This is a genomic window from Ovoidimarina sediminis, from assembly GCF_032586175.1.
Classification (GTDB): domain Bacteria; phylum Pseudomonadota; class Alphaproteobacteria; order Rhodobacterales; family Rhodobacteraceae; genus Ovoidimarina; species Ovoidimarina sediminis.
In genome coordinates this window covers 90,945-117,685 of record NZ_JAWHTE010000016.1, presented here as the reverse complement: position 1 = coordinate 117,685, position 26,741 = coordinate 90,945, and the positions used below count along the sequence as shown (strand labels likewise).

The window sequence follows — 26,741 nt, the reverse complement described above, 5'->3', positions numbered from 1 at the left end:
TAGGCCGGGCATCCGCCCGGCCCACGATAGGAAAAACGAAGTTCGACGTGGGCGCCGGATCCGATCCGGGGTTCACCGCTTCACTGAAAGGCCATCCGCGCGGGTGGCCTTTTTTCGTCAGGGCCGGTATGACCGGCAGAAATCCGATGGAGGCAAAGATAGACCAGACCCGCTGATCGCACCCTGAAACGACCTGCGACCGGAGATGCCCCTTGCCTGACAGATTTCCCGCGCCCGACGCGCGCCACCCCCTGATCCTTCCCGACGGCACGCCCCATGAGGGGACCGTGTTCCTGAGATCCGTCATCGACCACCCGCGATGGGATGTCGGCGACTATTCCTATGCCTCGGCGCATGAACCGCCCGGCGATTGGGCGATGCGGCTTGCCCCCTACCTTTTCCCGCAGTCGCGGGAGCGGCTGGTCATCGGCAGGTTCTGTCAGATCGCCGACGGGGTGCTGTTCATCACCGCCTCGGCGAACCACCGGAGGGACGGGTTTTCGACCTTTCCCTTCGCCGTTTTCGACGGGTTCGGAGAGGGCCGCGCCTCGCTTCCGCCCGATACCGCAGAGGCCTATCCCGATACCGTTCTCGGCCATGACGTGTGGCTGGGGCAGGGCGCGCGGGTGCTTCCCGGGGCGCGGATCGGGACGGGCACGATCATCGGCGCCGGGGCCGTCGTGGGCGGGGATGTTCCGCCCTACAGCATCGTCGCGGGCAATCCCGGCCGGGTCGTGAGGCGGCGGTTCGACGCGGCCACGATCGCGGCACTTCTGGAGGTCGCCTGGTGGAGCTGGCCGATCGATCGCATTCTTGCCGCCGAGGCGGAGATCTGCGGGGCCGATCTGGCCGCGCTGAGGGCCATGGCCCTCTGAGGTCAGGGGCGTACGCGAAACCTCTTCGCGGCGCGGGCGCCGGGGTTCAGTTCGAGCGCGAGCCTCTGGCGCTCCAGCCGGTCGGTGACCCCGAAAGGCGCGATACGGGCGGAGGCCCCGAGAAGACCCGCCTGGATCGCGTGATCGGCCTGGCCGGCAAGGCGCGCGGCCGCAAGATCGGCCGCCCCCGGCACGCGGGTGCAGAGAAAGGCCGCGGTGTTGTTCGGGACGATCGCCACGGGCGTGAAGCAGTCCGAGAGCCACTCCATCTGAGCCGGAATCCACGGTACTTTCCAATGCAGGTAATCCTGTTGGATGACGACCGAGCGCCCGGGGATCAGGTGAGGGAAGAACTCTTCCGCGATCCGGTCGGCGACAAGGGTCGTTTTCGCCGCGTCGACGCACAGGATTTCGATCGGCCCTTCTGTCCAATGTTCCGCCTCGATCGCTCCCTTGTGAAGGAGAACGGGCGGCGAGAAGGGGGCGAGGAGGAGTTGGGCAAGGGGGTAGATATCCTCGCCCTCGAACGGCGCGATTCCGCCAGGATAGAGCAGGTTTTCCTTCACCCCCTCGGAGGCGCGGAACCTGTCATAGGCGTGAATCCCGGCGACGCGACCCGCGCGGGCGCGCCCCTGCGCGAGGCAGGCCGTCGATCCGCCCACGAAACTGCCGAGATCGACGATCGCGCCCCTGTCCCGGGCCCAGTGTTCCGCCAGCCAGAGGTAGAACTTGCGTTCCATCGGCGACAGCATGGTGGGCACGGCGTTGGCGGGCCCGAAATCGGCACGCCTGACGTCGCGCCAGCCCTGGCTGTCGAAGGGGCTGCTGCGGGTATCGGGGGCGGTGCCGGCCTCTGTCATGGGGCGATTACAGGCAAGACGCGGGTCTGTCGCAAGCCGGGCGGAACCGGTTTGCCGCGATCTGTGGCCGAAAGGCGAATCCCGCTTGATTCCCGGCCCGGCGTGGCATACCCCTCGCCACGGCCTTAGGGGTGTAGCTCAGTTGGTAGAGCATCGGTCTCCAAAACCGAGGGTCGGGGGTTCGAGTCCCTCCGCCCCTGCCAGGCCGGATCTCCGAAATGACCGGGTCGTCTGTGCGCGCGTTCAGCCGCGTGCCGCGTCGTTCGGTGGGCCAAGGGCCTGTTCCGCGAAGGCGCGGAAGGCGGCCATGGCGGCGGGATCGGGGCTCTGGCCGGTGAAGCCGAGGAGATAGGCCTCAAGCCGGTCGAGCCGCGCCTCGAGCGGTTCGCGGATGTCGAGGGCGTTGTAGCCAAGCTGCATGAAATAGAGGATCCGGGCGCGGGCGTCGGCCTCGCCGGCGGGATAGCCGTGGCGGGCGAACATCTTCGTCACGCCGGCGATCCTCGCCGCGTCGGCAGCGTCGAGCCGGACGCGCAGAGCCGCATCGCGGCGCGCCCATTCCCGGACGGCGAAATCGAGCCCCTGATCGAAAAGCGCCGGGTCGATGAAGCACCGGAAAAACGCGCAGACCGCGTCTGAGATCGTGGCGGACGGCGCCGCGCAGGTCTTGAGCAGGGTGGCCGTGTTGCGGGCATCCCAGTCGTCGAGAAGCTGGGCCAGCAGATCCTCGCGGTTCTCGAAATACCAGTAAAAGCTTGAACGGGACACGCCGAGGGTGCGGCCGAGGGTCAGAACCTTCACTTCGGCCACCCCGTGGGAGACCAGCACTTCGCGGGCCGCGGCAAGCCAGTCTTCGCGCGTGACGCGCGGTCGGGCCGGTGGCATCGGGGCGGAGCGTGGCATGGTCAGCTTTCCGGCGGCGCGCCGCCCTCGGCCGTGCGCCGGGCGATGTAGGCCTGCACCTCGGCCAGCCGGTCGGCATCAACCCGGGGGTGGGGGCCGGAGGCGAGGATCTCCTGCCAGACGCCGGTGGCGCGGGTCGAGGCGTCTTCCGCCCCGCGCTCCGCCCAGGTGCCGAAATTGGCGTAGTCGTGGACGATCGGCTGATAGAATTCGGTCGCGTATCGCGCCATCGTCTGGGTCGTCGCGAAGAAATGGCCCCCCGGGGCGACCTCGGCAATCGCCGTTTCAATACCGATTTCGTCGGGCCCGGCCTTGGCGCCCGCGCACAGCTCGGCCACCATGTTCAGAACCTCGGCGTCGGTGATGAGCTTTTCGTAGCTGACCGAAAGCCCGCCTTCGAGCCAGCCCGCGGAATGGATGATGACCGTCGCGCCCGCCATGAGGCAGCCCCAGAGGGCGAACTGGTTCTCGTTCGCCGCCTGCACGTCGTTGAGGTTCGAAGACGATCCCGCCGCACAGCGCCAGGGCAGGCCGATATGGCGGGCCAGCTGGCCAGCAGCAAGCGAGGCGTGAAAATGCGAGGGTGTGCCCATGGCGGGTGCACCCGATTTCATATCGACGTTCGACGTGAACGTGCCGTAGCAGACCGGCGCGCCGGGGCGCGTCAGCTGGCTGAGCGTGATCGCGGCGAGCGCTTCGGCATGGCTGAGGGTCACCGCGCCGGCCACGGTGATCGGCGCCATCGCGCCCATCAGAGTGAAGGGGGTGACGATGGCAAGCTGGCCGTAGCGCGCGAAATCAATGAGGCCCTGGGCCATGGGGATGTCGAGGGTGCGGGGCGAGTTCGTGTTGATGATCGTGTAGCAGTGGCTTTCCGCGCGCAGCGCGTCGTCCGAGAGCCCGCTGAACAGGGCCAACATCTCGAAACTGTCGAGGATCTGGGGGGTGCCGCGCGAGAAGAAGAACGGGAACTTGTCGGTGAGCGACAGCTGCGCCTCGACGGTAAAATAGTGCCGGATATGGGTGGGAATGTCCTGCGGTTCGACAAGGGGGGAAACCATCTGGAACACGTCGAAATGCTGGGTAAGCCGGGTAAGTTCGCGGAAATCGCTGCCGGTGGCGGGCCGCCGCCCGCGTTTGAGATCGGTGGCGTGGGGTGCGCCTGCGCCGGGCTGAAAGGTGAGGCTGCCGAGTTCGAGGGTGAAATCGCGGGCGCGGTCGAGGGCGCGGCAGGGGATCGTCCGGGGGGCCGCCGCGAGCGCGGCGTCAACCATGTCACGGCTGATGAAGACCATCTCGCTGTCGTCGTCGACCCGCGCGCCGCCGTCGCGAAAGATGCGCCGCGCCTCGGGGAGGAGGACTTTCACGCCAAGATCTTCGAGAAGCGAGAGGGCGCTCAGGTGCATGGCCGCGATCTCGTCGGCCGAGAACACCTCCATCACCGGGAAGGGGTTGCGGAGGGAACGGTAATCCGCCTCCCGTGCCGGAGGTGCCGGCGGCGCGCCCGAGCGGCGGCGGCGGGAGCGGCTTCGGTCCGGTCCGGTGGTTTCGATATCCATGGCGCTCCTCCGCTGGATCGGCGCAAGCCTGCGCCCGTGAGGCGATCTGGCGCATTCTGTACAGTACTGTCCAGAAAATTCGCAAGGCGCGGTTCAGAGTGGCGAGGTGTTCAACCCGGAACGCTGCCGAATATGCGGGGGAAGGTGGCCTTCAGCGCCAGGTCGACGTCGTCGATCGTAACGGGCAGGCCCAGATCGACGAGGCTTGTAACCCCGTGGTCGCTGATCCCGCAGGGCACGATACCCGCGAAGTGTTCAAGATCCGGCTCAACGTTGATCGAGATGCCGTGAAAGCTGATCCATTTCCTGAGCCGGATGCCGATCGCGGCCACCTTGTCTTCGCGGGGCGATCCGTCGGGCAGGGGCGGTTTCTCGGGCCGTGTAACCCAGACGCCGACGCGGCCTTCGCGCACCTCGCCGCGAATGTTGAATTCCGCCAGCGTCGCGATCACCCAGGCCTCGAGCGACTGAACGAAAGCGCGCACGTCGCGCCCGCGCGCGCCCACGTCCAGCATCACGTAGACCACGCGCTGGCCGGGGCCGTGATAGGTGTACTGCCCGCCACGCCGCGCTTCGTAGACGGGAAACCTGTCCGGCGCGATCAGATCGGCCGGTTTGGCGGAGGTTCCGGCGGTGTAGAGCGGGGGGTGTTCGAGCAGCCAGATCGCCTCGTTCGCCGTTCCATCGGCGATTCGCGCGACGCGCGCTTCCATCTCGCGAAGCGCGTCCTCATAGGCCACGAGGCCGTCGGAACGAATCCAATCGATCATGTTTTACGCGCTCTCCGGCGAATTGCGCAGGATTTCCTCGACCCGCAGGGAAGATCTCGTGTTAGGCTTCCGGCATCTGGGACGTATCAATTTGCGGAGAGATGTCATGTTTTGGCGTTCATTTACAACCTTTGCCCTGATCGGGGCCCTCAGCGTCGGATCTACAACCGACGTGCGCGCGGATGCCGGTGATTTCATCGGGGGCGCGATTGTCGGCGGCCTGATCGGCCACGCGATCACGAAGGATCAGCAGAAAAGGCGCACGGTGACGCGCACGCAAACCTACAGGCCAGCTATCCCGATCACCGAGCACGGGCGCCAGACACAGGTTGCGCTGAACTACTTCGGCTACCAGGCGGGCAGCGTCGATGGACAGATCGGGCCGGGCACGCGGCGCGCGATCGAACGCTACCAGGTGTCGATGGGCTATCCGGTGAACGGCCGTGATTTCCAGCCCTACCAGTTCGATTTCCTGATGGATGCCTATTACTGGGCGACGAATGGGGGGCAGGTGCAGACCCGGCTGGTGGGACAGCCGCTTCTGATGGCCTACCGGCAGCAGATGCAGACGCAGACGGCCTATGCCGTTCAGCCGCAGGCTGCGCCGCTGGCCCTGCAGCCCGGGCAGGTGACGACGGTTGTCGTACCGGCGCCCGCCGCGCCTGCCGCACCGGCGGCGGCGCCTGCCGTGCCCACCGTCGCGGCCAGCGCCGAGCCGGAAAGCAAGAGCCAGTCGAGCCTGCCGAACCTGTTCGCGGGCAGCGCGCCCTCGGTGTCGCTGGCCAACCGCTGTAACGCGGTGATGCTGCAGACCTCGACCAATGGCGGGTACACGACGCTTGCCTCGATGACGGATCCCGAATTCACGCTGAGCGAACAGTTCTGCCTTGCGCGCAGCTATGCGATCGCGCGGGGCGAGGACCTGATGCAGGGCATCCAGGGCCTGACGCCCAAGCAGATCTCGGAACAGTGCAATGCGTTCGGCGACATGCTGTCGGCGCAGGTCGATGCGATTTCGCTGCGGCCCGCGGCGGAGGCCGAGGCCGAGATGCGAAGCTTTGCGCTGTCAACGGGCATTCCGCCCGCAGATCTTTCAGCGACGAGCCGCGTCTGCCTTGCGACCGGCTATGCCCAGGACAACATGACGGTGGCCCTGGGCGCCGCGCTGATGCTGGTGACCCTTGGCGAGCCGGCCTATGGCGAGCTTCTGGGCCATCACCTGCGGGAAGGCGTGGGCACAACGGCACGCAACGACCTGGCGATGCAGTGGTACGAGGCGAGCGTGTCGGCGCTTGAAAACGGCTCGAACCCGGTCTTCATGCCAAGCCAGAACGAGCGTCCCCAGCTTCTGAGAGCGTCCATGACGCTGCTTGGGCCCGAGGCGAAACAAGGGGCGTTGACGGCCCCCGCGCCAGTCCAGAACGCGACGCTTCCGACCTTCTCGGTCCAGCAATAGAGATCGCGGTCCGGGCGGTGACAGCCACCGCCCGGACCCCTGAATTTTTCCCTTCACATCGCCCGGTGGCGCGTGTATCAGATCGCCGACGTTAAGGATCAGTGCGGTCGTGGCGGAATTGGTAGACGCGCAGCGTTGAGGTCGCTGTGGGGTAACTCCCGTGGAAGTTCGAGTCTTCTCGACCGCACCATTCTTTCCCTGAAAAGCCCGTGAAAGTGGCAGGTTGCGCGCCTGTCTTCAGCCGGTTTCGGATGATCGGCCCGGTCGTGCCTGTCGCCGCGGATTGCGGCCGTTGGGGGCACAGCGCGCCAGAGGTGGTTCGGTGGGGCGCGGGCGATCCGAGCGATCGCTTCGCGTCGAATCGCGGGGCGTGCCATCGGGGATCGCAGCCAGGTTGCGCCCGGCCGGGGCCGACCACCATGTGGTCCAACGGAATATCCGAATGCAAGCAACAGGAATTCTGAAACCTCCCGCGCTGTTCCGGGATGCGGACACTTTTTTTGGCAGGATTCGCCAGAACGCCCGGCTTCTCCCTTGCAGTAAGGGACGATACCGGGATGCTATGACAGCGGCATGTCGTACAGGCAGAGCTGTCAATACGGGGCGCCACCGGCGCGGGCAGGGCGGATCGCACGATCCCAGGGCCCAATGCGGGAAAGGAGCGCTTCGGCGAATGAACAGGAGAGGATACATGAAGAAACTCGTAACCAGCGTCGCGGGTACGGCCCTTCTGGCGGCTGCACCCGCTATGGCCGCAGACATCGTCATCGGGGTGCCGAACTGGGCCTCGGTCAATGCGACCGCCCATGTGCTCGAAGTCGTGATCGAGGAAAACCTCGGCCTCGACGTCGAGCTTCAGAACGGCACGAACCCCATCGTGTTCGAAGCGATGGACAAGGGTTCGATGCATGTGCACCCCGAAGTCTGGATGCCGAACCAGCAGAACCTGCATGACACCTACGTCAAAGAGAACGGCACCGTGGTGATGAACCAAAACCCGGTGCAGGCGGAGCAGGGCATGTGCGTGCCGAGCTATATCGCCGAAGAGCATGGCATCAAGTCGATCGACGACCTGAGCGATCCCGACAAGATCGCGATCTTCGACACCGACGGCAACGGCACGCCGGAAGTCTGGATCGGGGCGCCGGGCTGGGCGTCGACCGTGGTCGAGAAAATCCGCGCGAAATCCTACGGCTACGATCAGACCTTCGAGCTGACGGAGTACGAGGAAACGATCGCCTACGCGAACCTCGCGAACGCGGCGAAGGCGAAGGAGCCGTGGATCGGCTTCTGCTACAGCCCGCATTACATCTTCGTGACGCAGGATCTGCACGTGCTGGAAGAGCCGGCGCATGATCCGGCGACCTGGACAATCGTTCAGCCGACGGATGATCCGGACTGGCTCGAGAAATCGGAAGCTTCGACGGCGTGGAACGGTGCGACGCTGCACCTGCACTACGCCAAGGCGCTGGAAGAGCAGTTCCCCGAAGTCGCGACGCTGTTCCAGAACTTCCAGATGAACGGCGACGATCTGTCGGCCATGGGCAAGGCGCTTGCCGTGGACGGCCAGGAAGCTGCCGAGTTCGCGAAAGAGTGGGTTGCCGCGAACGAGGACACCGTTCTCAACTGGCTGACCAACTAAGCCCCGACGCTTCTTGCCGCCGCGCCACACGCGCGGCGGCCTTTCCATGAGGGGACAGGGAATGAGCGAAGCCGTCGTAAAGCTCACGGACGTCTGGAAGATATTCGGCAATCGGGCTGCCGAGGCCATGGCGGCCGTAAAGTCCGAAGGGATCGGGAAGCCCGAGGTTCTGTCGCGCTTTCAATGTGTCGTCGGCGTGCAGGCCGCGACCTTCGAGGTCGCTAGGGGTGAGATCTTCTGCATCATGGGCCTGTCGGGCTCGGGCAAATCGACGCTGGTGCGCCACATCAACCGGCTGATCGAGCCCACATCCGGCACCATCGAAATCCTGGGCCAGGATGTTTCGGCAATTTCGGACAGCGAGTTGCGGCGCATCCGCGCCCAGCAGATCGGGATGGTGTTTCAGCACATGGCGCTGATGCCGCACCGGTCGGTGCGCGACAACGTGGCCTATCCGCTGGAAATCCGTAAGGTATCGAAATCGAAACGCTGGGCGGTGTCGGACCATGCGCTTGGCCTCGTGAATCTCGGGGGCTACGAGGATCGCCTGCCGAAGGAGCTTTCGGGGGGCATGCAGCAGCGGGTGGGGATCGCCCGGGCGCTCGCCTCCGACCCCGAGATCCTTCTGATGGATGAACCGTTCTCGGCGCTCGACCCGCTGATCCGGCTTCAGCTTCAGGATCAGTTCAAGGCGCTTGTGGCGCAGCTGAAGAAGACCACGCTCTTCATCACCCACGATCTCGACGAGGCGATCCGCATTGGCCATCGTATCGCGATCATGAAGGACGGTGTCATCGTGCAGATCGGCACGCCGGAAGACATCGTGATGAACCCCGCCGACGATTATGTGCGGGAGTTCGTGCAGGGCATCTCGAAGCTGAAGCTCGTGAAGGCGCATTCGATCATGGAGCCGCTCGCAAGCTATCAAAAGCCGCTCGACGGCGCGCCGCGGGCGGATCATGGCGCCGATCTCGACCAGTTGATCGATCTGGCGGTGAACACCGATCACCCGGTCGTCATCACCGATGGCGGCGCCGATGTGGGCGTGGTGACGAAACCGAGGCTGCTGCGCGGCATTCAAGGGGGCAAGGATGGCTGACACGACCACGGAAACCACCGTCATTGCCGCCTCGGATATCGAGGTGGACCGTGAGGCGCTTGACGCCTCTATCCACGAATTCGCCGAGGTGAACGGGGCCTATTACGCGAACGCCTTCCACAAGATCCACGACACCACCACGGTCCTGCCGAGCACCTTCAACCTCTGGGCGGCCGTGCTGGGGCCGATCTGGGCCGCGAGCCGGGCGATCTGGGGGATGTTCTGGGCGTTCCTGATCCTCGAAATCATCGCCTGGGTTCAGATCGGGCGCGGGGCCTGGGGCAACCCGGGTGCGGAGCTTTTCGAACGCGCCGAGCGGCAACTGGAACGCGCGGCGGAGCTTGCGCAGCGCGCTGCGGATGCCACCGAGCAATCGGATGTCGAGCGGTTCACCACCCTGTCGGAAAACATCGGCAAGGCGGCACAGAACACGCTGGACCAGGCCAATGCCGCGCAGGCGGAATCCACCGGCATTCTGCTGACCGGGCTTGTCGTGCTGGCGGTGCTGAAGCTGTTCCAGGGGCTTTACGCCAATCAGGTCTACGAAAAGCAGTTCTCGCACTGGCGGATCGACCCCGAGAAGACGGAAAACGGGCGGAAGACCTCGAACATCGTTCTGGGGGTGGTGCTGACCGCGGCAATCGCGCCGCTCATCATCTACAAGTTCACCGTCAACAACTCGCTTTCGATCCTCGATGACTTCCCGGAGGATTGGGTGTCCTCGCTGTTTCTGGGCGCGGAAGGCGGATCGCTCTTTTCGGCCATCGCAAGCTGGATGGAAGCGCGGATCGACGCGGCCGCGGCCGCGGGCGGCGATCTGTTCGACGGGATCGTGGCCGGCGTCCGGTCGGTTCTCGATGCTCTGACGATCGCTTTGATAGGCTCGCCCTGGCCCGTGGTGATGCTGGTGATCATCGTCACCGCCTGGCGCGCGGCGGGGCCGCGGGTGGCGATCTTCACCGCCGCCTCGCTCGTTTACATCGCGTTCCTCGGCTACTGGTCGATCGCGATGGAGACGGTGGCGCTTGTCGGCGCGGCGGTGATCCTTTGCGTGGTGATCGGCATTCCGCTGGGCATCTGGTTCGGCAAGTCGCGCCGGGCCTACAACTTTGCCGAACCGGTCCTCGATCTGATGCAGACGCTGCCGGCCTTCGTCTATCTGATCCCGATCATCGCGTTCTTCGGAACGGGCAACCCGCCTGGGATCCTGGCCACGATCATCTTCGGGATGCCGCCGGTGATCCGCCTCACGGCGTTGGGGATGCGTGGCGTGCCGGAAAGCATCAAGGAGGCAGCCGTCGCCTTCGGCGCGTCGCGCTGGCAGCTTCTGAAGGATGTGGAAGTACCGCTGGCGCTGCCGTCGATCATGACCGGGGTGAACCAGACGATCCTGATGTGCCTGTCGATGGTCGTGATCATCTCGCTCATCGGCGGGGGCGGGCTTGGCAAGGAGATCCTGGAAGCGCTGCAATACGCGGCCAAGGGCCCGGGCCTTCTGGGTGGCTTCGCGATCCTCTTCGTCGCGATGGTCATCGACCGGATCGTGCAGGGCGCCTTCCGGCGCGAAGACGAAAAGATCTGATCGGTGGGGGGCTTCGGCCCCCCCTTTTCCTTTCGGGATGGCGCTGGCGATGACTGATGATCCCTACCAGACCTCGATGATGGAAAACCTCTACTGGTGGGGTGTGCCGACGCTGTTCCGCTGCCCGCATGAAGGGCCGGAGGGCAAGGATATCGCCCTGGCGGGGGTGCCCCATTCCACCGGAAACGGAACGACGGAGCGCGATCAGCACCTTGGCCCGCGCGCCCTGCGCCACGTTTCCGCCGTGGCGCGGCGGGTGCACGGGGGCTTCGGGATCGATCCCTGGAAGGCGGCGAAGATCGCCGATGTGGGCGATGTGCCCTTGCCGCGCGCCAATGACAACGAGCACTGCATCGCGCAGATCACCGAGTTCTACGGGCGTATCGACGCGGCGGGCGCGCGGCCCGTCTCGGTCGGCGGCGACCATTCGATCACCGGCGGGATCGTGCAGGCCTTGGGCCGCGGGCACCTTGCGGGCGGGGAGCCGGTGAGCTTTCTGCATCTCGACGCGCATACGGACGTCTTCACCAAGGTCGATCACTTCCTTGGCGCCAGGAAATCGGCCGCGCATTGGGGTGCCTACCTGGCCGATCAGGGGCAGGTCGATCCCACCCGGTCGATGCAGATCGGGCTTCGGGGGCATGCGCGCACGCTCGACTGGCTGCAACCCTCCTACGACTACGGCTACAACGTGGTGACTATGAAGGAGTTTCGGCGCCGGGGGCTGGAGGACGTGGTGGCCGAGGCGCGCGAGGTTCTCTCAGGCCGTCCGGTCTACATCACCTTCGATCTCGATTGCCTGGATCCCACCATCGCGCCCGGGGTGTCGAACCTTGAGGCCGGTGAAAAGGGGTTCGATATCGACGAGGCCGTGGGGCTTTTGCACAGCGTCCGGGGGCTCAATATCATCGGGGGCGATGTCGTGTGCATGATGCCCACGAAGGACAGCCCCAACAACATCACCGCGCTGACGGCGGCGGCGGTGATGTTCGAAATGATCTCGATGATCGCCGAGACCGTGGCGGCGCGGGGGTAAGCCGCCCGCGCCGCGCCGGATCTATTCGGCGGCCAGCGGCGGGCCTGTGAAACTCTGGCCGAAGCTTTCGGAAATCTCGTTGAACCGTTCCATTTCGCCGGGAAGCTCGACGCCCAGCGTCGCTTCGAAGAAGCCTTCGAAGCCACCGGGCGTCACGACGACGAGAAGCTGCCCGCCATCATCGCCAAGCACCCGGAAGGTGTGCTCTGCCCCGGCCGGAACGAAGGCGGCTTCACCCTCTTCGAGGATCATCGTCTCGGTCCCGCTTAGAACCTGGGCGCGGCCCTCCAGCACGACGAACCCTTCCGCCGCATCCGAATGGACATGGCGCGGGGGGCCTCCAGGCTCGGAAAAGCGGGTGGTGAACATGCCCATTTCCCCCCCTGTGGCCTCGCTTTCGAGGATCACGTGAATTTCTGATCCGTTCCACATCATCGGGTCGTGGGCCAGTGCCGGGCCCGCCAGCGTGATCAAAGCCAGTGTCGCAACTGCACGCATTCGTTTCCTCCTTGTCTGTCGCTTCCCGCACCGTGACCCGGGCGGGAGGGGTATGCCTGAAGCCTGAAACCGTCACCAACACGGAGATGTTGGCGAGACAGGCAGGCTTGGCCTAAGCTTGTTGAAGCGTCCGAAGGGGTGGAGGGGCGAACGAAAACCGGTGAAAATTTACGAATTCCACCAAAAGGGCCTCGTGCTTGACGGATCGGACGGGAGCCTGCGACGGCACACGGGCGAGGCTGTCGAACTTCGCCCGCAAAGCCGGGAGGTGCCTGCGCATCTGGCCCGCGCGCCCGGCCGGACCGTGAGCCGGGAAGAATTCACCGAGGCCGTTTGGGACGGACGGCAGGTCAGCGATGACAGCCTCGTTCAGTGCATCGCGGAAATCCGCAGCGCGCTGGGCGATCATGAGCGCAACATTATCCAGACTGTTCCGCGCAAAGGCTACCGCTTCGTGCCGCCGGACGGGGCGCAGCGGCAGGGGGCGGGGCGTCGCCGCGCCTTGCTGCCGGCTGCGGCGGTCGTGGTTTTGGTCGCGGTGGTTGTGGGGTTCGGTTTCTGGCCGCAGCAACAGACGTCGCGTGCGCCCGTGGTCGCCGTGCTGCCGCTGGATGATCTGAGTGCTGCCCCGCACCAGGGCTATCTGAACGATGCGCTGGCGGAGGGGATCATCACCGAACTCGCCCGCTTCCCCCAGTTTCGCGTCATCGCCCGCAATTCGAGCTTCCAGTTTCGCGAGGCGCCGACGGATGTGCGCGAGATCGGGGCGACCCTTGGCGCGGGATATGTCGTAGAGGGCAGCCAGCAGTTCGACGGGGCGCGGATCAAGGTGACGGTTCAGCTTGTGGAGACCGATACCGGGGCACACCTCTTTTCAGATCGTTACGAGCGCGACCTCGATGATCTTTTCGCTGTTCAGAATGAAATCGTGCGCCATATCGCGTCGGTCACGGGGCAATCCATCCTGTCGGACATGCCGGTGCACGCGGCCGAGGATGACGTGGATTCGCGGCTGCGCGGGCTTCAGGCGCGCAACCACATGACGAACCTCACGCGGGAAAACTGGCAGAAGGCGATGGCGCTTGAGGAAACCTCGATCCGGGAAGAGCCGCACTCGGCCTGGGGGTATGTCGGAAAGGGCCTGATGCTTGGGGTCGGGGCACGGCTCGGCTGGCTCGAGCCGCGCGAGGATGTGCTGGCGGAGGCGAAAGACCATGCGGAGACGGCCCTGCGCCTCGCGCCCGAAAACTACATGTCGCATTACACACTCGCGCGCATCCTGTCCTGGCAGGGAGAGTACGCGGAATCGCTTCTGCATTTCGCCCGCGCCTCCGATCTGAACCCCTCGGATTCGATCGTGCTGATCGGGATGTCGATCCCGCTTCTCTATACCGGCGAGACGGAGCAGGCGATCGACGTGCTGCAACAGGCCGCGAAGGTCGATCCGCTGCACGGGGACTGGCTCAGGTGGCAACTGGGCTGGGCCTACTGGCAGAACGACGAATGCGAACGGGGGCTTGAGGCGATGCAAAGCATGGCCTCGCCGCCGGTGGCGTCGAACAAGACGCTGGCCTCGCTTCTCGTCTGTCTCGGGCGGGAGGAGGAGGCAAAGGTGGCGCTGCAACGCTTTCTCGATACCCGGCCTGGATACTCGCGCGAAGACGAGGCGAAAACGATCCCGATCGACTGGAAGCCCGACGGGCTGCGGGACCGGTTTCTGGAGGATATGCGCCGCGCCGGGATGCCCTGAGCCCGCGCGTCAGCGGGCATAGGCCCAGCCGTCGGACCGTGGATCGCTGGCGCTTTCGGTGCCGCCGTCGGGGTGGGCGACGACAGCGCCTGCATGGCCCATGAGGCTTGAGAAGGCCGGCAGGATTTCGACGTCGTGGCCCGCCGCCCGCAGGGCTTCCACCATGGAAGGATCGGCGGTGCTCTCGATCTTGAGCGATGTCGTTTCATCGCCCCATGTGCGGCCCAGAAGCCAGCGCGGCGCGGTTATGGCGGCCTGCAGCGGCTGGCCGAACATCGCATAGCGGCTGAAGACGGCGGCCTGCGTCTGCGGCTGGCCTTCGCCGCCCATGGTGCCATAGGCCATGACCCGGCCATCCGAAAGCTCGGCCAGGGCGGGGTTCAGGGTGTGGAACGGGTGGTGGCCGGGGCGCAGCTGGTTCGGCCCCGGTGCAAGGGAAAAGCCCGCGCCGCGGTTCTGGAAGTAGACGCCCGTTTCGGGGCAGACGAGGCCGGAGCCGAATTCCCAGTAGACGCTTTGGATGAAGCTCACCACCGTGCCTTCCGCATCCACCGCGCCCATCCAGATCGTATCGCCGTCCTTCGGCTCATGCGGCCAGGGCAGGGCGCGGGTCATGTCGATCCCACGGGCGAGGGCGGCGATGTCGTCATCCCCGAGCAGATCCTGCGCGGGCCGCGCCATGGTGCGGGTGTCGCCAAGCTCCCGGTTGCGGACGATGAAGGCCTGTTTGGTGGCCTCGATCAGGCCGTGCCAGTGATCGAATGTTTCGGCGCCGGTCACGCCAAGCCGGTCGAAGGCGCCAAGGATCGCGAGCGACGCCATGCCCTGGGTCGGCGGGATCATGTTGTAGAGCGTGCCTTGCCGTGTCCTGAGGGTCAGCGGCGTGACCTCGCGGGCCGTCGCCGCGTCGAAATCCGCCTTGCGGAGGGGGCTTCCGGCGGCTTCCAGAAAGCGCGCATGTGTCGCACCGATATCGCCGCGGTAGTAGTCGTCGAGCCCGGCCTCTGCGAGGCGTTCGAAGGTTCCGGCCAGCGCCGGTTGCACAAGGCGCGCGCCGGGCGGCGGGACGGCCCCGTTCTGCAGAAACACATCGGCGAAGCCCGGTACATCGGCAAGCCCGTCAAGCTTTTCCGCCGTCGTCTCCGACTGGTTGCGGCTGACGGCGATGCCGCCGCGCGCATGCGAGATCGCATCGGCCAGAAGATCCGAAAGGCGTGCCGGGGCGGAGCCGTCGAGGTCGAGCGCCTTCGCCCAGCCCGCGATCGTTGCCGGGATCGTCAATGCGGCCTCGGCCCCCCGCGTGGGCAGGGCCGTTGTATGGCCTCGTTCGGCATACCACTCAGGTGTCGCAAGCCCCGCTGCCGCACCGCAGGCGAAAACGCCCTGCGGCGCCGCGCCTTTCCGCTTGATGATCCAGAACCCGTCGCCCCCGATCGCGTTCATATGCGGATAGACCACAGCGATCGTCGCTGCCGCGGCCACCATCGCCTCGACCGCCGAACCGCCCCCTTCGAGGATATCGGCGCCCGCCTTGGTCGCAAGCCGGTGAGGGGCTGTGAAGGCCATGCCGCGGCCAAGTGCCGTTTCGATCATTCCAGTGGCTCCTTCTGCCGCGCCCGGTTGCGGGGAAGATGCAGTCTTCGTCCCGAAAGACAAGACCATGGCCGACGGTCAGCCGAAGATCTTCCTGAACCGGCCGATGCACTGCCGGAACCCGGCCTCGAAATCGCCGTCGCCGGGGTGAAAGACGCTTTCGAACGAGATCGCGCCGTCATAGCCGTCCGCGCGAAGCGCCGCGGCCATCGGCGCGAACTGATCGGCAAGCTGACCGTCGCCCATCCGGCGCACTTCCAGCGTGGCGCGCGGCGTGTCGACCTGCACGTCCTTGATGTGGATATGCCCCAGGTAGCCGTCCTTCACTTCGTCATAGCCGTCGGGAAAGGCACGCTCGTGGCACCAGCAGTTGTTGGCGGGATCCCACAGAACCTTCAGCGCGTCCTTCGCGCCGAGATCGTCGATCAGCTTTCGCGCTGTGTAGTTCGAGTTCACCATGGTCCCGTTGCCGGTTTCGACAACGAGCGTCACGCCCTCGGCGCGTGCGAGGTCGACTGCCGGCGCGATGAGCGGCAGCATCGCGTCCCAAGCACCGTGGGCGACGTTCCATTTCTCGGCCCCGTTCCGGCCCCAGAGGATCTGTTCCTTCTTCGGAGTCATGATCCGCACGAGCGGGGCGCTCAGGGTCTGGGCCATCCCGATCACCCGCTTCAGCGCGTCCATGTGCCGGGTGTGAAGGTCGTCGCCCGGCCGGTTCGCCACGGTCATGCCCGCGAAGACATGGCGCGAGAGGCAGGAGACGGGTTTGCCGCGGTCCCGAAGCAGGCGGTCGATCTCCGCGATTTCGGCCGGGGAGTGATCGCCGACCTCATGCTCGCCCACGAACTGAAGCTCGGCATGGGTGAGGCCGAACTCGTCCATCACGCCGACTGCATGGGCGAGATCACGGCTGATCCCGTCGCAGATGACCCCGAGCTTCATGGCCTGCCCGTCCGGTGGAGTTCCGCGCCCACGATTTCTTCGATCACCCGGGTACAGACCCAGTTATCGCCGTCGGGGTATTTCGTGCGGCCGGCGTGAAAGATCTGCATCGCCGCGGCGGCGGTGTGAAGCGGCACGCCCAATTCCTCGCCGAGGCCCATCGAGATCGTCAGATCCTTGTGCATCGTGTTGATGTGGCTGCCGGTGCCCTCGAACTGGCGGTCGATGATCTTCTGAAGCGCATTATTGACGATCCCGCAGCCGGCGGAAGACGTGGAGAAGACATCGAGGATCACCTGTCCCGGCACCCCGGCCTTTGCGGCAAGGGCCGCGGCCTCGAAGGTGGCCGCGAATTGCGCCCCGATCAGCGATTGCAGGCAGGCTTTCACGGTTTGCCCGTCGCCCGGTTCGGTTCCGACGCGGTGGATGACGGCGGAAACCGCCTCCATCACCGGGCGGAACGTGTCGAGCACGTCGCCGGGGGCGGCGGCCATCATGGTGAGCGTGCCGCCCTGCGCGCCGGGAAACCCGCCCGAGACGGGCGTGTCGATCAGGTGAATGCCCGAGCCTTCCATCGCCGCGCCGATCTCCCGTGCCTCGCGGGGTTTGATCGTGGCCGAGAGGATCACGGCGCTGCCTTTCGCCATCGTCGAGACAAGGCCGCCTTCGCCGAGGATCACCTCGCGCGCCTGATCGCCGTTCATCACCATCACGAAGACGGCGTCGGCTTCCGCGCCCACCGCGCCCGCCGTATCCGCCCCATGCCCGCCCATGTCGCGAAACGCGGCCATGCGCGCCGCGCTCAGATCATACCCGGTTGTGGTGAACCCGTTCGCAATCAGGTTCTTTGCCAGCCCCGAGCCCATATCTCCAAGCCCGATAACGCCCGCTGTCTTCATCGCGATGCCCTCCCGCACACGCAAGCAATGCCAGTGATGTCCGTGGGGACACCGGTTCTCGCGGGGATTTCACGCGTCGCTTATCCGGCGACGTCGGGCGCGTCCGGAAGACACCCCGCTGCCCGGTTAGGTAGGGCGAGCGTAGGCGCGGATATCCGGGCTGGCAAGCGCCGTGCGCGGGGCGTAGCGTTGGGGCGCGACGCGGCCGGGACACGGGAGGACTGGGCATGGATGGAGCACGAAATCACGCGGGCGGCGGCCCGGTCTGGCTGGAGCCGGATGCAGGGAGTATCGATGACTTCTCGATCCTCGTGTCGCGCCGGACCGATCCCGCGGACTGGCCCGCGGCGGCGGCGGTCGAGCACAACATCCCGATCTATGACGGTGCCGCCGTGCGCCGGGCCTGCGCGACGCCGCAGACGCGGCGGGCCTTCATGGCGGAATGGGCGCGGATCTTTCGCGACGGGCCCGGCGTGCTTGCGATCCGCGACGCGGTGGACCGCGAGGCGGTGGATCGCGCAACCCTGCTGTTCGAGCGGCTGATCGGGGAGGAACGCGAAAGCGGGGCAGGCGGCGGCGATCACTTCGCCAAGCCCGGCGCAAATGACCGGGTGTGGAATGCCGCGCAAAAGCATTGCCTCGCCGACCCGGAAGGGTTTGCCGCGTACTATGCCTCGGATGCCATCGCCGCGGCCTCGGAGGCGTGGCTTGGCCCGAACTATCAGCTGACCGCACAGGTCAACCGGGTGAACCCCGGCGGCGCGGCCCAGACGCCACACCGGGATTATCACCTCGGCTTCATGACGCTTGAGGATGCGGTGTCCTACCCCGCGCAATGCCACGCGATGAGCCCGCTTCTGACCCTGCAGGGCGCGGTGGCCCATTGCGATATGCCGCTAGACAGCGGGCCGACGATGCTTCTGCCCTATTCGCAGGCCTTCTTCGAAGGATACGTGGCCTTCCATCACGAGGCCTACAGGGAGGTCTTCGCGCGGCATCACGTGCAGCTTCCGCTTCAGACGGGGGACGCGATGTTCTTCAACCCGGCGCTGATGCACGGGGCGGGGACGAACCGGTCGCCCGATATCCGCCGCATGGCGAACCTTTTGCAGGTCGGGTCGGCTTTCGGGCGCTCGATCGAGACGGTGGACAGGGAGGCAATGGTGGCGGCGCTCTATCCCGTTCTGGCCGGTAGGGCTCTTTCGGGGCGTGCGCGGGAAAACGTGATCGCGGCAAGTGCGGAGGGTTATGCCTACCCGACCAATCTCGATCGCGATCCGCCCGCACCGGGGAGCCTTGCCCCGCTTTCGCCGGCGCAGATCATGCGCGCGGCGCTGGCAGAGGGGAAATCCGCCGAGGCCTTCGTGGCGGAAATCCGGGCGGCGGCGGAGAGGCGGCGCGCATAGCCGGACGGGCCTCCACGCGGCTGTGTGTCGGTCAGGTCGCGGGCCCGATGGCGCGGATCACCCGGCGTGCGGCGTCGACGAGACGGGGCTCGACCTCCTTCAGGATCGCAACCCGGTCGAACCGGTCCGGGTCTGCCGCCAGCACCTCGCGCAAGGCCTGCCCGAAGGCCATGCGAAGCTCCGTTCCGATGTTGTACTTGCAGATTGCGGTGGTGCGGGCGAGGTCTGCCCGCTCCGCCACGGGCACGCCCGATCCGCCGTGGATCACGAGGGGCAGGGACGTGGCGGCCTCGATTTCCGCGATCCGGGCGCGATCGAGCCCCCCCTCCTGATCCTGTTGCAGGTGCACATTGCCGACCGAGATCGCCATGGCATCGACCCCGCTTTCCGCGGCGAAGCGCGCGGCCTCTGCGGGATCGGTCCCGCGAGAGGCCTCGCCCGCCGCATATCCCACGAAGCCGATTTCACCTTCGCAGGAGACACCGGCGGCATGAGCCATCGTCGCGATCGCGGCCGTTGCGCGGATGTTCTCTTCCAGCGGCAGTTTCGAGCCGTCGAACATGATCGAACTGAAGCCGGCGTCGAGCGCCGCGCGGCACTCCTCTGCGGTGTAACCGTGATCGAGATGAACGACGACGGGCACCGCCACGCTGTCCGCCACGTTCCGCATCATCGCGCCGAGAACGGGCAGTGGCGTATGCGCGCGGCAGGATGGCCCGGCCTGAAGAATGACCGGCAGGCCCTCGGCCTCGGCCGCATGGGCGTAGGCGCGCATGTCCTCCCACCCGAGGCAGACGAGCCCGGCCACCGCATAGCCCTGCCGGTGTGCGGGCTTCAGAACCTCGGCAAGGGTCGCGAGGGTCATTTGAACTTCGCGACCATGTCCATGATGCCCGGGATCGTGTGGAGCTGTTCGGCGTGGGTCGGCTGGAAATACTGAACCAGGCTCCGCTGCGACAGGCCGCCCAGGATCGTGAAATAGTACATCTCGTAGCCCGGCAGCACGCAGCAGGGGTGATAGCCCCGGTCGAGACAGATCGTGGAGCCGTCGACGATGTGATAGGCATCGCCCGGCTCGTTATCCTCGCGCTGCAGCATCTGAACGCCGGAGCCGTAATTCGGGCGGAACCGGAAATTGTAGGTCTCGTCGTGGCGCGTCTCGTCGGGCAGGCGATCGGTGTCGTGCTTATGGCTCGGAAAGCCCGACCAGCCGCCTGCGCCAACCGTGTAAAGCTCGCTCACCAGAAGCCGCCCGACGCGGCCATGCTGTTTCTGGCCGAGGATGTGCTTGATCTTGCGGTGGGTCTTGGTGTCGTCGGAGCCGTATTGCACGATGTCGAGTTCGTCGGCACGCACCGCGAAAGGCTCCAGCACCTCGTCGAATTTCGCACCGGCCACGAAGACTTCCGCGGCCTTCGACCGGCAGGCGATGGTGGCCCTGGCCCCGGTCGGCACATAGACGCCCTCGGGCTCTCCATCCCAGACATCAACGCCGCGACCGCCGAGGTCGGTGGCCGAGAAATCGCCCACGGTCACGTCGACCGTGCCGGTGGCCGGGACGATGCAGGTCTCGAATCCGGGCACGGCATAGTCGAAGCTTTGCCCTTCGGTCAGCTTCACGATGTTGAAGTAGTTGAGCGGCACCACTTCATTGCCCACATCCACGATAGGCTGGTTCTTGTTGTCATAGGGCGGAATATGCATCGGGTTCTCCCGGAGGTCAGGCCGCTGTCGGGCCGGGGTGAGCATCTAGAAAGGCGGCGAGATCGGCATGATCCGGCATCGAGGGCGCGCAGCCGGGGCGCGATACGACGATGGCCGCACAGGCCGACCCGCGCAGGATCGCGTCACGCAGGTCGAGCCCTTCGGTGATCCCGCTCAGAAGCCCGGCCATGAAACTGTCGCCCGCGCCGTTGGGCTTGAGCGCGGTCACCGGGTAGACGCCGGTGTGTATCTCCTGACCATTCGCATAGGTCAGCGCGCCTTTCTCACCCATCTTGTAGATGACGATGCCGGCGGAAGACCCCGCAAGGTCTTCCGCCATTTGCCGGCCTCTGGCGATGCCGCCCGCCATGAAGCCGAACTCCTCGTCATTGCCGACGATCATGTCCGCCGCCGCACCGGCGCGGGACAGAACATCGGAGGCCACCTCGGGCGATGGCCATGAATAGGGGCGGTAGTCGATATCGAAGATGATCGGCAGCCCGATCGCGCGCGCCTTGTCGAACGCGTGGAAGGTGGCGCTGCGGGATGGCTCGGCAGCGAAGACGGTGCCGGCAGTGACAAGCGCGCCGTAATCGCCCAAGGCGACGCGATCCACGTCCGCCTCCGTCACCTGAAAATCGACCGCACCGTTGCGGTAGATCACAAGCTGGAAATCCTCGATCTTCGATTCGTAGACGGCAAGCGAGGTGCGGTATTCGCCCCCCACCGGCCTGCAATACTGCGTGTCGACGCCGTAGCGGCGGAGTTCGTTGACGCAGAAGCGCCCCACCGCGTCGTCGGAGACGGAGGTGACGAGCGCCGCCTTGCCCCCGAACTTGCAAAGCCCCGCCGCGATATTCGCCGACGAACCGCCAAGGCCGGTGCGGAAGACATGCGCCTCCTCTGCCGGGGTGCCGGGTGGATCGGCGAAGAAATCCATCCCCGCGCGACCGAAGACAACTGTGTTGTTCGCCGAAATCCCGGCGATCAGCGCGTCGAGACCAGGCATCAGACCCCCCGGCGCTGCCGGACGCGGGCGCTTTCCCATTCCTCGTGGGCCTCGCGCACCCTGGGCTTGTCCGACACTTCGGGCGTGCCGACCTCCCACCAGGTGTGGCCTTCGGTCGTCCAGCCTTCATAGGCGTCGACATGCATCACGATGACGCTTGTCTTGTCGGAGGCCTTGGCGCGCTGAAACGCCTCGCCAAGCTCGGCGGGCGTGGCCGCGTATTCGGCATTGGCGCCCATCGAGGCCGCGTGGGCTACGAAATCGACCCCGAAAGCCTCGGGCACCGTCGGGCAATCCTTGAAGAGGCAGTTGAAGCTTTCATTGCCGGTGTTGTTCTGAAGCTTGTTGATGACCGCGAAACCGCCATTGTCGAGAACGAGGATGATCAGCTTTTTTCGCGTCAGAACAGAGGAATAGATGTCGGAATTCATCAGGAGGTAGGAGCCGTCGCCGACGAAGACGATGGTGTCGGCGTCGGGCTCTTTCTCGGATTGGGCGATCCGCGCGCCCCAGCCACCGGCGATCTCGTACCCCATGCAGGAAAAGCCGAACTCCACATCCACCGTGCCGATATCGAGCGTGCGCCAGTTCGCCGTGACCTCTGCCGGCAGGCCGCCCGCCGCCGTCACCACGCGGTCGCGCTTGCCGCATAGTTCGTTCACGACGCCGATCGCCTGGGCATAGGAATTCGGGCGGTTTCCGGGCCGGACGTTTTCGGCCACATAGGCATCCCAGTTCCGCCTTTCGGCCTGGGCGAAGCCCGTCCAGTCCGGCGGGGCGGTTGTGCCGTTCATCGCCGCGCCGATTGCCTTGAGGCCCAGCTTGGCGTCGCCCACCACGGGAATCGCCATGTGCTTGCCCGCGTCGTGGCGGGCGGCGTTGAGCGAGATGATCTGTGCATCGCCCGCAAACGCCGTCCACGATCCTGTCGTGAAATCCTGAAGCCGGCAGCCGACCGAGAAGATCACGTCCGCCGCCTCGGCCACCGCGTTGGCACTGTCCGATCCGGTGACGCCCACGGGCCCGATGTTCAGCGGGTGGGTGGCAACCATGTTCGCCCGGCCCGCGATCGTCTCGATCACGGGGATGTTGTGGGTCTCGGCGAACTGCGTAAGCTCCGCGACCGCGCCGGAATACTGAACGCCGCCGCCCGCGATGATCACCGGGCGCTTGGCTTTCTTCAGCCGCTCGGCGGCCTCTGCGATCTCGGCCGGATCAGGCGCCTGCCGCCGGATGCGATGGATGCGCTCTTCGAAGAACGAGACCGGGTAATCATAGCTCCACCCCTGCACGTCCTGATGCAGCGCGAAGAAGGCCGGGCCGCAATCGGCCGGGTCGAGCATGGTGGCAAGGGCGGCCGGCAGCGACTGGATGACCTGGGCGGGGTGGGTGATCCTGTCCCAGTACCGGCTGACCGCCTTGAACCCGTCGTTCAGGCCGAAGGCGGGGTTCCCGTAATGCTCGATCTGCTGCAGCACCGGGTCGGGCAGGCGGGTCAGGAAGGTATCGCCGCAAAGCATCAGCATCGGCAGGCGGTTCGCATGGGCAAGCGCCGCCGCCGTCAGGAGGTTCGCGGTGCCGGGCCCTGCTGAGGCGGTGCAGAACATGAAGCGCCGGCGCAGGTGATACTTCGCATAGGCCGCCGCCGCGAAGCCCATGCTTTGCTCGTTCTGGCCCCGGTAGAGCGGAAGTTCATTCTGGAAACCGTAAAGTGCCTCGCCAAGGCAGGTGACGTTCCCATGTCCGAAAATGCCGAAGCCGCCGCCGCAGATCCGAACCTTTTCGCCATCGATCTCGATGAACTGCGCTGCCAGGTAACGCACGATGGCCTGTGCTGTGGTCAGCCGAATGGTTTCACCGGACATGCCGTGTCCTCCCTCGTGCCCTGTCTCTTCCGGACGATTGGTCATTGACCATGACCGCCGTTTGAAGATACGCAAATTGCAACCGGTTGCAATACGAATCTGGGGGTGATGCCAATGGCGGAGATCGGGATCGGCATCGTTGGGGGCGGCTACATGGGCAAGGCCCACTCCGTCGCGATGGCCGCCGTCGGGGCGGTGTTCGACACCGCACTGCGCCCCCGGCTCGAGATGATTGCGGGCTCCTCTCCCGAAAGCTCCGAACGCTACCGCGCGGCCTATGGGTTCGCCCGCGCCGCCCGCGACTGGGCGGAACTGGTGGCCGATCCGCGCGTCGAGGCCGTGGTGATCGCCTCGCCGCAGGGCACCCATCGCGCCATCGCCGAAGCGGCCTTCGCCCTTGGCAAACCCGTCTTCTGCGAAAAGCCCCTGGGCGCAAGCATCGAGGATGCCCGCGCTATGACGGACGGGGCAGAGGCCGCGGGCGTCGTGAACATGATCGGCTTCAACTACATCCGCACGCCCGCCTCGCGCTTTGCCCGCCAGTTGCTGGCCGAAGGCGCGATCGGCCAGGTCACCTGGTTCCGGGCCGAGCATACGGAAGATTTCTTCGGCGATCCCACCGGCCCGGCCTCCTGGCGCAGCCACGGGGATGCCAACGGCTGCATGGGCGATCTCGCGCCGCATATCATAAACGCGGCGCTGGCGCTCATGGGGCCGATCGAACGCGTTTCGGCAGAGATCGAAACCGTCCACGACACTCGTGGCGGAGAGCGTGTGACGAATGACGACCAGGCCCAGATCATGTGCCGCTTCGCCAGCGGGGCCATGGGGCACATCTTCGCCTCGCGTATCGCGAACGGGCGGAAGATGGGCTATGCCTACGAGATCACCGGAACGAAGGGGGCGATCCGCTTCGACCAGGAAGATCAGAACGCGCTGTGGCTCTACCGCACCGACGACCCCGAAGGTCAGCGCGGCTTCCGCAAGATCCTGACCGGGCCCGAGCACCCCGACTACCTGCCGTTCTGCCAGGGCCCGGGCCATGGCACCGGATACCAGGACCAGATCATCATCGAGGCCAAGGATTTCCTCGAGGCCATCACTGCGGGCGAAAGCCGCTGGCCCACGTTCCGCGACGGTCTTGCCGTTTCGGAAGTGGTGGCGGCGGCGCGCCGCGCCCACGCATCACGCACCTGGGAACAGGTCAAGGAGGTCTGAGATGACCATCAGAATCGGCAATGCGCCCTGCTCCTGGGGCGTCGAATTCGCGGGCGATCCGCGCAACCCCGACTGGCGCGACGTGCTGCGCGAGAATGCCGAGGCCGGTTATGGGGGGATCGAGCTTGGCCCCGTCGGTTTCATGCCGGAAGATCCACCGCAGGTGGCCGAAGCGCTTGACGAATACGGGCTGACGCTGATCGGTGGCGTGGTGTTCCGCCCGTTCCACGATCCCGGCCAGTGGGAGGATGTGCTGGACGGGTCGGTGCGCACCTGCAAGGCGCTGACGGCCCATGGCGCGCAGCATCTCGTGCTGATCGATTCGATCTCGCCGCGCCGTGCGCCGACGGCGGGCCGGGCCGATGCCGCCGAACAGATGGATGCCGCAGAATGGGCGGCCTATCGCGACCGCATCGCCCATGTGGCGAAGATGGGGGCCGAGGAATACGGCCTGACCGTCGGCATCCACGCCCATGCGGCGGGGTTCATGGATTTCGAGCCGGAGCTTGAGAGGCTTCTGGACGAGGTCGATGACAGCATCCTGAAGATCTGCTTCGACACCGGCCACCACTCCTATGCGGGTTTCGATCCCGTGGCGTTCATGGAACGCCACATGGATCGGATCTCCTACATGCATTTCAAGGATATCGATCCGGCCGTGAAGGCCGATGTGATCGCGAAGGGCACCGGCTTCTACGAGGCCTGCGGGCAGGGCATCTTCTGCAACCTCGGCGACGGCGATGTCGATTTCCCGCGGGTGCGCCAGATCCTGCTCGACGCGGGCTTCGACGGCTGGTGCACGGTCGAGCAGGATTGCGACCCGACGCTGCCCGATACCGATCCCCTGCGGGACGCCAAGATCAACCGGGCCTACCTGGCCTCCATCGGTTTCTGAAGGAACACGCGCTATGGCAAAACTGAACTGGGGCATGGTCGGCGGTGGCGAGGGCAGCCAGATCGGCCCGGCGCACCGTCTGGGCGCGCAGGCCGACGGGCATTTCGCCTTTGCCGCCGGGGCCCTTGACGTGAACGCCGACAAGGGCCGCGCCTATGCCGAAAGCCTTGGCATCGCGCCCGACCGGGCCTATGGCGACTGGCAGGAGATGCTCGCGGGCGAACGCGCGCGGGACGACCGCGTCGACCTTGTCACCGTCGCGACGCCGAACGCCACGCATTTCGAGATCACGAAGGCATTCCTCGAAGCGGGCTTCAACGTGCTTTGCGAAAAGCCCATGACGATGACCGTCGAAGAGGGCGAGGAGATCGTGCGCGTGGCCGAGGCCTCGGGCCGGATCTGCGCGGTGAACTACTGCTATTCGGCTTATCCGATGGTGCGCCATATGCGCCGGATGGTGGCCGACGGGGCGCTGGGCAGGATCCGCCTTGTCGTCGCGAATTTCAGCCATGGCCATCACGCCGATGCCGCCGACCAGGACAATCCGCGCGTTCGCTGGCGCTATGATCCCGCGCAGGCCGGGGTGTCGGGTCAGATGGCCGATTGCGGCATTCACGCGCTGCACCTGGCAAGTTTCATCCTCGGCGACGAGGTGGAAACGCTGTCCGCCGATTTCGCCTCCACCGTCGCGGGGCGCGAGCTGGAAGACGATGCGATGGTGAACTTCCGCATGGCAGCGGGCACCGTCGGGCGGCTCTGGACATCGACGGTGGCGATCGGGCGCCAGCACGGGCTCGATATCCAGATTTACGGCGAAACGGGCGGGCTTTTCTGGGCGCAGGAACAGCCCAATCAGCTGCGCTACCAGCGCCTCGGCGGACGGACCGAGATCATCGAGAAGGGCGAGGCCGGGCTCAGCGCGGATGCCGCGCGGCTTTCGCGCGTGGTGATCGGCAGCCCCGAAGGCTTCCCGCTTGCGGTTGCGAATATCTATGTGGATCTCGCCGAGGCGATCCGCGCCCAGAAGGCCGGGCGTGCGGCCGATCCGGCGGCGACGGCCTATCCAAAGGCGGCCGACGGGCTGCGCTCCATGGCGGCGGTCTACGCGGCGGTGGCCTCGGCAAAGGCCGGCGGTGCCTGGCAGGATGCCCGTCCGCCCATGTTCCGCTAACCCTTCATT

At 66.0% G+C, this 26,741-nt stretch carries 23 protein-coding genes and 2 tRNA genes; 13 read left to right on the top strand and 12 right to left on the bottom strand.

The genetic code is table 11. The features are described from left to right. The first annotated feature begins 212 nt into the window (after positions 1 to 212). Positions 213 to 875 carry a CatB-related O-acetyltransferase gene (locus RXV90_RS17615; RefSeq protein WP_316650223.1) on the top strand — a complete coding sequence of 221 codons (663 nt, stop codon included), beginning with the start codon at positions 213 to 215 and terminating at the stop codon, positions 873 to 875. Between the two features lie 2 nt (positions 876 to 877). Here RXV90_RS17615 and RXV90_RS17610 read toward each other — a convergent pair whose 3' ends face one another. Then, positions 878 to 1,735, bottom strand: a complete 858-nt coding sequence (locus RXV90_RS17610) for a hypothetical protein (RefSeq protein WP_316650222.1) — start codon at positions 1,733 to 1,735, stop codon at positions 878 to 880. Between the two features lie 127 nt (positions 1,736 to 1,862). Here RXV90_RS17610 and RXV90_RS17605 point away from each other — a divergent pair. Beyond that, positions 1,863 to 1,938 (top strand) — tRNA-Trp (locus RXV90_RS17605). A 40-nt stretch (positions 1,939 to 1,978) separates the two neighbouring features. Here RXV90_RS17605 and RXV90_RS17600 read toward each other — a convergent pair. The 3 genes from RXV90_RS17600 to lipB all read right to left on the bottom strand — a co-directional run bounded on the left by RXV90_RS17600 (position 1,979) and on the right by lipB (position 4,967). Beyond that, the gene (locus RXV90_RS17600) at positions 1,979 to 2,638 is read right to left on the bottom strand and encodes a TetR/AcrR family transcriptional regulator (protein ID WP_316650221.1); all 660 of its coding nucleotides are present in this window, start codon (positions 2,636 to 2,638) and stop codon (positions 1,979 to 1,981) included. Between the two features lie 2 nt (positions 2,639 to 2,640). Further along, a complete protein-coding gene (locus RXV90_RS17595) occupies positions 2,641 to 4,197 on the bottom strand; it encodes a trimethylamine methyltransferase family protein (protein ID WP_316650220.1) in 1,557 nt (518 codons plus the stop codon). Positions 4,198 to 4,307: 110 nt separating this feature from the next. Beyond that, the gene (gene lipB / locus RXV90_RS17590; RefSeq protein WP_316650218.1) at positions 4,308 to 4,967 is read right to left on the bottom strand and encodes a lipoyl(octanoyl) transferase LipB; all 660 of its coding nucleotides are present in this window, start codon (positions 4,965 to 4,967) and stop codon (positions 4,308 to 4,310) included. A gap of 106 nt (positions 4,968 to 5,073) precedes the next feature. Between lipB and RXV90_RS17585 the strand changes: the two genes are divergently transcribed. The 6 genes from RXV90_RS17585 to RXV90_RS17560 all read left to right on the top strand — a co-directional run bounded on the left by RXV90_RS17585 (position 5,074) and on the right by RXV90_RS17560 (position 11,782). After that, complete coding sequence (locus tag RXV90_RS17585; RefSeq protein WP_316650217.1) at positions 5,074 to 6,423, top strand: peptidoglycan-binding domain-containing protein; 1,350 nt, start codon at positions 5,074 to 5,076, stop codon at positions 6,421 to 6,423. A 103-nt stretch (positions 6,424 to 6,526) separates the two neighbouring features. Further along, positions 6,527 to 6,613: transfer RNA gene (locus RXV90_RS17580), tRNA-Leu, on the top strand. 501 nt (positions 6,614 to 7,114) lie between these two features. Further along, positions 7,115 to 8,065 carry an ABC transporter substrate-binding protein gene (locus tag RXV90_RS17575; RefSeq protein ID WP_316650215.1) on the top strand — a complete coding sequence of 317 codons (951 nt, stop codon included), beginning with the start codon at positions 7,115 to 7,117 and terminating at the stop codon, positions 8,063 to 8,065. Positions 8,066 to 8,126: 61 nt separating this feature from the next. Further along, positions 8,127 to 9,164, top strand: coding sequence for a quaternary amine ABC transporter ATP-binding protein (locus RXV90_RS17570; RefSeq protein WP_316650214.1), 1,038 nt, complete (start codon positions 8,127 to 8,129; stop codon positions 9,162 to 9,164). Next, a complete protein-coding gene (locus tag RXV90_RS17565; RefSeq protein ID WP_316650213.1) occupies positions 9,157 to 10,746 on the top strand; it encodes an ABC transporter permease in 1,590 nt (529 codons plus the stop codon). Before RXV90_RS17570 ends, RXV90_RS17565 begins: the two co-directional genes overlap by 8 nt. Before the next feature lie 49 nt (positions 10,747 to 10,795). Beyond that, a complete protein-coding gene (locus RXV90_RS17560) occupies positions 10,796 to 11,782 on the top strand; it encodes an arginase family protein (protein ID WP_316650211.1) in 987 nt (328 codons plus the stop codon). A 21-nt stretch (positions 11,783 to 11,803) separates the two neighbouring features. On the opposite strand, the gene RXV90_RS17555 is transcribed toward RXV90_RS17560, so the two are convergent. Further along, positions 11,804 to 12,280, bottom strand: coding sequence for a cupin domain-containing protein (locus RXV90_RS17555; RefSeq protein WP_316650210.1), 477 nt, complete (start codon positions 12,278 to 12,280; stop codon positions 11,804 to 11,806). Between the two features lie 160 nt (positions 12,281 to 12,440). On the opposite strand from RXV90_RS17555, the gene RXV90_RS17550 reads away from it, so the two are divergent. Continuing rightward, positions 12,441 to 14,030 carry a winged helix-turn-helix domain-containing tetratricopeptide repeat protein gene (locus tag RXV90_RS17550; protein WP_316650208.1) on the top strand — a complete coding sequence of 530 codons (1,590 nt, stop codon included), beginning with the start codon at positions 12,441 to 12,443 and terminating at the stop codon, positions 14,028 to 14,030. Between the two features lie 9 nt (positions 14,031 to 14,039). Here the strand turns inward: RXV90_RS17550 and RXV90_RS17545 are convergent, their stop codons facing one another. From RXV90_RS17545 to RXV90_RS17535, 3 genes are all read right to left on the bottom strand, one after another. Beyond that, positions 14,040 to 15,623, bottom strand: coding sequence for a gamma-glutamyltransferase family protein (locus tag RXV90_RS17545; RefSeq protein ID WP_316650206.1), 1,584 nt, complete (start codon positions 15,621 to 15,623; stop codon positions 14,040 to 14,042). 78 nt (positions 15,624 to 15,701) lie between these two features. Beyond that, positions 15,702 to 16,565, bottom strand: a complete 864-nt coding sequence (locus RXV90_RS17540; protein ID WP_316650205.1) for a sugar phosphate isomerase/epimerase family protein — start codon at positions 16,563 to 16,565, stop codon at positions 15,702 to 15,704. Next, positions 16,562 to 17,482: an NAD(P)-dependent oxidoreductase gene (locus RXV90_RS17535; RefSeq protein ID WP_316650204.1), complete on the bottom strand. Its 921-nt coding sequence runs from the start codon at positions 17,480 to 17,482 to the stop codon at positions 16,562 to 16,564. The genes RXV90_RS17540 and RXV90_RS17535 overlap by 4 nt, the downstream gene beginning before the upstream one ends. 209 nt (positions 17,483 to 17,691) lie before the next feature. On the opposite strand from RXV90_RS17535, the gene RXV90_RS17530 reads away from it, so the two are divergent. Continuing rightward, positions 17,692 to 18,870, top strand: a complete 1,179-nt coding sequence (locus RXV90_RS17530; RefSeq protein ID WP_316650203.1) for a phytanoyl-CoA dioxygenase family protein — start codon at positions 17,692 to 17,694, stop codon at positions 18,868 to 18,870. A gap of 31 nt (positions 18,871 to 18,901) precedes the next feature. On the opposite strand, the gene RXV90_RS17525 is transcribed toward RXV90_RS17530, so the two are convergent. The 4 genes from RXV90_RS17525 to iolD are packed head-to-tail and all read right to left on the bottom strand — an operon-like array spanning position 18,902 to position 23,448. Beyond that, a complete protein-coding gene (locus RXV90_RS17525) occupies positions 18,902 to 19,735 on the bottom strand; it encodes a class II fructose-bisphosphate aldolase (RefSeq protein ID WP_316650202.1) in 834 nt (277 codons plus the stop codon). Next, positions 19,732 to 20,574: a 5-deoxy-glucuronate isomerase gene (locus tag RXV90_RS17520; protein ID WP_316650201.1), complete on the bottom strand. Its 843-nt coding sequence runs from the start codon at positions 20,572 to 20,574 to the stop codon at positions 19,732 to 19,734. The genes RXV90_RS17525 and RXV90_RS17520 overlap by 4 nt, the downstream gene beginning before the upstream one ends. Positions 20,575 to 20,590: 16 nt before the next feature. Then, positions 20,591 to 21,583 carry a 5-dehydro-2-deoxygluconokinase gene (iolC, locus tag RXV90_RS17515; RefSeq protein ID WP_316650200.1) on the bottom strand — a complete coding sequence of 331 codons (993 nt, stop codon included), beginning with the start codon at positions 21,581 to 21,583 and terminating at the stop codon, positions 20,591 to 20,593. After that, positions 21,583 to 23,448, bottom strand: coding sequence for a 3D-(3,5/4)-trihydroxycyclohexane-1,2-dione acylhydrolase (decyclizing) (gene iolD / locus RXV90_RS17510; protein WP_316650199.1), 1,866 nt, complete (start codon positions 23,446 to 23,448; stop codon positions 21,583 to 21,585). The genes iolC and iolD overlap by 1 nt, the downstream gene beginning before the upstream one ends. 114 nt (positions 23,449 to 23,562) lie before the next feature. Here iolD and RXV90_RS17505 point away from each other — a divergent pair, with 114 nt between their 5' ends. Genes RXV90_RS17505 through RXV90_RS17495 form a run of 3 tightly spaced genes read left to right on the top strand, consistent with a single transcriptional unit; the run spans position 23,563 to position 26,732 of the window. Then, entirely contained in the window at positions 23,563 to 24,666 is a 1,104-nt protein-coding gene (locus RXV90_RS17505; RefSeq protein ID WP_316650228.1) for a Gfo/Idh/MocA family protein, read from the top strand. Position 24,667: 1 nt separating this feature from the next. Then, complete coding sequence (locus RXV90_RS17500; RefSeq protein WP_316650197.1) at positions 24,668 to 25,561, top strand: TIM barrel protein; 894 nt, start codon at positions 24,668 to 24,670, stop codon at positions 25,559 to 25,561. A 13-nt stretch (positions 25,562 to 25,574) separates the two neighbouring features. Next, positions 25,575 to 26,732 (top strand): Gfo/Idh/MocA family protein, encoded by a 1,158-nt coding sequence (locus RXV90_RS17495; protein WP_316650196.1) that lies wholly within the window; start codon positions 25,575 to 25,577, stop codon positions 26,730 to 26,732. Positions 26,733 to 26,741 lie beyond the last annotated feature (9 nt).